The 5,644-nt window shown below is 52.8% G+C and carries 2 tRNA genes and 3 rRNA genes; all 5 read left to right on the forward strand.

The window, feature by feature from the left end:
• Positions 1–424: 424 nt before the first annotated feature.
• The 5 genes from PIN01S_RS26030 to rrf all read left to right on the forward strand — a co-directional run bounded on the left by PIN01S_RS26030 (position 425) and on the right by rrf (position 5,600).
• Positions 425–1,960 (forward strand): 16S ribosomal RNA (locus PIN01S_RS26030).
• A 93-nt stretch (positions 1,961–2,053) separates the two neighbouring features.
• Positions 2,054–2,130: transfer RNA gene (locus tag PIN01S_RS26035), tRNA-Ile, on the forward strand.
• Positions 2,131–2,136: 6 nt separating this feature from the next.
• Positions 2,137–2,212 (forward strand) — tRNA-Ala (locus tag PIN01S_RS26040).
• Positions 2,213–2,461: 249 nt separating this feature from the next.
• Positions 2,462–5,352 (forward strand): 23S ribosomal RNA (locus PIN01S_RS26045).
• A 132-nt stretch (positions 5,353–5,484) separates the two neighbouring features.
• Positions 5,485–5,600 (forward strand): 5S ribosomal RNA (rrf, locus tag PIN01S_RS26050).
• Together the 16S, 23S and 5S rRNA genes with 2 tRNA genes alongside form the textbook arrangement of a ribosomal RNA operon.
• Positions 5,601–5,644: the final 44 nt, after the last annotated feature.

A 5,644-nucleotide genomic window follows, 5' to 3' on the forward strand; every position in this document is an offset into this window, starting at 1 on the left:
GGCGGATTCGAGTAGAATGCGCCGGGCTGACGGGGCGGTGGTTAAGGTCCTGTTGGTGCTTCGGTCGGTTCGAGACGAGGCGGAGGAAGAGGTAGTTGACAGCGGAATTGAACGCTGTAGAATTCGCCTCCCGCTGACGAGAAGCTGGACTGATCGGAAGCGGCAAGCGGTTGAGTAGAAAAGAGATTTTCGAAAAACAGCTTGACAGTAAGAAGGGCTGCTGTAGAATGCGCGGCCTCGGTTGAGACGAAAGCCTTGATCGAAACGTTCTTTAACAACTGAATCAAGCAATTCGTGTGGGTGCTTGTGAAGTAAGACTGGTAGTCGACAGATTATCAGCAACACAAGTAACACTCGTGAATTCGAGAGTTTATTTGCGATTGCTGAGCCAAGTTTAGGGTTTTCTCAAAACCCAAGCAGTATTGAACTGAAGAGTTTGATCATGGCTCAGATTGAACGCTGGCGGCAGGCCTAACACATGCAAGTCGAGCGGCAGCGGGTCCTTCGGGATGCCGGCGAGCGGCGGACGGGTGAGTAATGCCTAGGAATCTGCCTGGTAGTGGGGGATAACGCGGGGAAACTCGCGCTAATACCGCATACGTCCTACGGGAGAAAGTGGGGGACCTTCGGGCCTCACGCTATCAGATGAGCCTAGGTCGGATTAGCTAGTTGGTAGGGTAAAGGCCTACCAAGGCGACGATCCGTAACTGGTCTGAGAGGATGATCAGTCACACTGGAACTGAGACACGGTCCAGACTCCTACGGGAGGCAGCAGTGGGGAATATTGGACAATGGGCGAAAGCCTGATCCAGCCATGCCGCGTGTGTGAAGAAGGTCTTCGGATTGTAAAGCACTTTAAGTTGGGAGGAAGGGCAGTAAGTTAATACCTTGCTGTTTTGACGTTACCGACAGAATAAGCACCGGCTAACTCTGTGCCAGCAGCCGCGGTAATACAGAGGGTGCAAGCGTTAATCGGAATTACTGGGCGTAAAGCGCGCGTAGGTGGTTCAGCAAGTTGGATGTGAAATCCCCGGGCTCAACCTGGGAACTGCATCCAAAACTACTGAGCTAGAGTACGGTAGAGGGTGGTGGAATTTCCTGTGTAGCGGTGAAATGCGTAGATATAGGAAGGAACACCAGTGGCGAAGGCGACCACCTGGACTGATACTGACACTGAGGTGCGAAAGCGTGGGGAGCAAACAGGATTAGATACCCTGGTAGTCCACGCCGTAAACGATGTCGACTAGCCGTTGGAATCCTTGAGATTTTAGTGGCGCAGCTAACGCATTAAGTCGACCGCCTGGGGAGTACGGCCGCAAGGTTAAAACTCAAATGAATTGACGGGGGCCCGCACAAGCGGTGGAGCATGTGGTTTAATTCGAAGCAACGCGAAGAACCTTACCTGGCCTTGACATCCTGCGAACCTTTCAGAGATGAGAGGGTGCCTTCGGGAACGCAGAGACAGGTGCTGCATGGCTGTCGTCAGCTCGTGTCGTGAGATGTTGGGTTAAGTCCCGTAACGAGCGCAACCCTTGTCCTTAGTTACCAGCACCTCGGGTGGGCACTCTAAGGAGACTGCCGGTGACAAACCGGAGGAAGGTGGGGATGACGTCAAGTCATCATGGCCCTTACGGCCAGGGCTACACACGTGCTACAATGGTCGGTACAGAGGGTTGCCAAGCCGCGAGGTGGAGCTAATCCCAGAAAACCGATCGTAGTCCGGATCGCAGTCTGCAACTCGACTGCGTGAAGTCGGAATCGCTAGTAATCGCGAATCAGAATGTCGCGGTGAATACGTTCCCGGGCCTTGTACACACCGCCCGTCACACCATGGGAGTGGGTTGCTCCAGAAGTAGCTAGTCTAACCTTCGGGGGGACGGTTACCACGGAGTGATTCATGACTGGGGTGAAGTCGTAACAAGGTAGCCGTAGGGGAACCTGCGGCTGGATCACCTCCTTAATCGAAGACACCGGCTTCTCCATAAGTACCCACACGAATTGCTTGATTCACTTGCGAAAAGCGATTGGGTTTTGACCCGAGAGTTATACGATTGGGTCTGTAGCTCAGTTGGTTAGAGCGCACCCCTGATAAGGGTGAGGTCGGCAGTTCGAATCTGCCCAGACCCACCAATCGAAGGGGCCATAGCTCAGCTGGGAGAGCGCCTGCTTTGCACGCAGGAGGTCAGGAGTTCGATCCTCCTTGGCTCCACCATTAAACTCGAATCGCTGAAAGCTCAGAACTGAGCATCTGCTGCGGCGCAAGCTGTGGAAGGGATGTTGAGTTCTGGACTTTGCGCCAGAACCGTTCTTTAAAAATTTGGGTATGTGATAGAAGTAGACTGATTGATTGTTTTCACTGGCAATCGATCACGTCAAGGTAAAATTTGCGAGTTCAAGCGCAAGTTTTCGGCGAATGTCGTCTTCACGTTAGAGACAGTAACCAGATTGCTTGGGGTTATATGGTCAAGTGAAGAAGCGCATACGGTGGATGCCTTGGCAGTCAGAGGCGATGAAAGACGTGGTAGCCTGCGATAAGCTTCGGGGAGTCGGCAAACAGACTGTGATCCGGAGATCTCTGAATGGGGGAACCCACTCAGCATAAGCTGGGTATCTTGTACTGAATCCATAGGTACAAGAGGCGAACCAGGGGAACTGAAACATCTAAGTACCCTGAGGAACAGAAATCAACCGAGATTCCCTTAGTAGTGGCGAGCGAACGGGGATTAGCCCTTAAGCTTCTTTGACTTTAGTAGAACGCTCTGGAAAGTGCGGCCATAGTGGGTGATAGCCCCGTATACGAAAGGGTCTTAGAAGTGAAATCGAGTAGGACGGAGCACGAGAAACTTTGTCTGAATATGGGGGGACCATCCTCCAAGGCTAAATACTACTGACTGACCGATAGTGAACCAGTACCGTGAGGGAAAGGCGAAAAGAACCCCGGAGAGGGGAGTGAAATAGAACCTGAAACCGTATGCGTACAAGCAGTGGGAGCCTACTTAGTTAGGTGACTGCGTACCTTTTGTATAATGGGTCAGCGACTTATTTTCAGTGGCGAGCTTAACCGACTAGGGGAGGCGTAGCGAAAGCGAGTCTTAATAGGGCGTTTAGTCGCTGGGAATAGACCCGAAACCGGGCGATCTATCCATGAGCAGGTTGAAGGTTAGGTAACACTGACTGGAGGACCGAACCGACTCCCGTTGAAAAGGTAGCGGATGACTTGTGGATCGGAGTGAAAGGCTAATCAAGCTCGGAGATAGCTGGTTCTCCTCGAAAGCTATTTAGGTAGCGCCTCACGTATCACTCCAGGGGGTAGAGCACTGTTTCGGCTAGGGGGTCATCCCGACTTACCAAACCGATGCAAACTCCGAATACCTGGAAGTGTCAGCGTGGGAGACACACGGCGGGTGCTAACGTCCGTCGTGAAAAGGGAAACAACCCAGACCGTCAGCTAAGGTCCCAAAGTTGTAGTTAAGTGGGAAACGATGTGGGAAGGCTTAGACAGCTAGGAGGTTGGCTTAGAAGCAGCCACCCTTTAAAGAAAGCGTAATAGCTCACTAGTCGAGTCGGCCTGCGCGGAAGATGTAACGGGGCTCAAACTACACACCGAAGCTACGGGTTCGTCGTAAGGCGAGCGGTAGAGGAGCGTTCTGTAAGCCTGTGAAGGTGAGTTGAGAAGCTTGCTGGAGGTATCAGAAGTGCGAATGCTGACATGAGTAACGACAATGGGTGTGAAAAACACCCACGCCGAAAGACCAAGGGTTCCTGCGCAACGTTAATCGACGCAGGGTGAGTCGGTCCCTAAGGCGAGGCTGAAAAGCGTAGTCGATGGGAAACGGGTTAATATTCCCGTACTTCTAGTTACTGCGATGGGGGGACGGAGAAGGCTAGGCCAGCAAGGCGTTGGTTGTCCTTGTTTAAGGTGGTAGGCCGAACACTTAGGCAAATCCGGGTGTTCAAGGCCGAGAGCTGATGACGAGCGTTCTTTTAGAATGCGAAGTGGTTGATGCCATGCTTCCAGGAAAAGCCTCTAAGCTTCAGGTAACTAGGAACCGTACCCCAAACCGACACAGGTGGTCGGGTAGAGAATACCAAGGCGCTTGAGAGAACTCGGGTGAAGGAACTAGGCAAAATGGCACCGTAACTTCGGGAGAAGGTGCGCCGGTGAGGGTTAAGGATTTACTCCGTAAGCCCATGCCGGTCGAAGATACCAGGCCGCTGCGACTGTTTATTAAAAACACAGCACTCTGCAAACACGAAAGTGGACGTATAGGGTGTGACGCCTGCCCGGTGCCGGAAGGTTAATTGATGGGGTTAGCGAAAGCGAAGCTCTTGATCGAAGCCCCGGTAAACGGCGGCCGTAACTATAACGGTCCTAAGGTAGCGAAATTCCTTGTCGGGTAAGTTCCGACCTGCACGAATGGCGTAACGATGGCGGCGCTGTCTCCACCCGAGACTCAGTGAAATTGAAATCGCTGTGAAGATGCAGTGTATCCGCGGCTAGACGGAAAGACCCCGTGAACCTTTACTGTAGCTTTGCACTGGACTTTGAGCCTGCTTGTGTAGGATAGGTGGGAGGCTTTGAAGCGTGGACGCCAGTTCGCGTGGAGCCATCCTTGAAATACCACCCTGGCATGCTTGAGGTTCTAACTCTGGTCCGTTATCCGGATCGAGGACAGTGTATGGTGGGCAGTTTGACTGGGGCGGTCTCCTCCTAAAGAGTAACGGAGGAGTACGAAGGTGCGCTCAGAATGGTCGGAAATCATTCGCAGAGTATAAAGGCAAAAGCGCGCTTGACTGCGAGACAGACACGTCGAGCAGGTACGAAAGTAGGTCTTAGTGATCCGGTGGTTCTGTATGGAAGGGCCATCGCTCAACGGATAAAAGGTACTCCGGGGATAACAGGCTGATACCGCCCAAGAGTTCATATCGACGGCGGTGTTTGGCACCTCGATGTCGGCTCATCACATCCTGGGGCTGAAGCCGGTCCCAAGGGTATGGCTGTTCGCCATTTAAAGTGGTACGCGAGCTGGGTTTAGAACGTCGTGAGACAGTTCGGTCCCTATCTGCCGTGGACGTTTGAGATTTGAGAGGGGCTGCTCCTAGTACGAGAGGACCGGAGTGGACGAACCTCTGGTGTTCCGGTTGTCACGCCAGTGGCACTGCCGGGTAGCTATGTTCGGAAGAGATAACCGCTGAAAGCATCTAAGCGGGAAACTCGCCTCAAGATGAGATCTCACTGGGGACTCGATCCCCCTGAAGGGCCGTCGAAGACTACGACGTTGATAGGTCGGGTGTGTAAGCGCTGTGAGGCGTTGAGCTAACCGATACTAATTGCCCGTGAGGCTTGACCATATAACACCCAAACAATTTGATGTTTGCGTGTCAGACGGTGAAGTCGACAAACCGAAAATTTGCAAGAACTCGCAAACCAATCACATACCCAATTCGGGAAAACGCCTCAACCGCGACTTCCCAACCGAATTGCTTGACGACCATAGAGCGTTGGAACCACCTGATCCCATCCCGAACTCAGCAGTGAAACGACGCATCGCCGATGGTAGTGTGGGGTTTCCCCATGTGAGAGTAGGTCATCGTCAAGCACCTATCCCAAACCCCCAATCCGAGCAATCGGGTTGGGGGTTTG

The organism is Pseudomonas indica NBRC 103045, from assembly GCF_002091635.1.
GTDB lineage: Bacteria > Pseudomonadota > Gammaproteobacteria > Pseudomonadales > Pseudomonadaceae > Pseudomonas_M > Pseudomonas_M indica.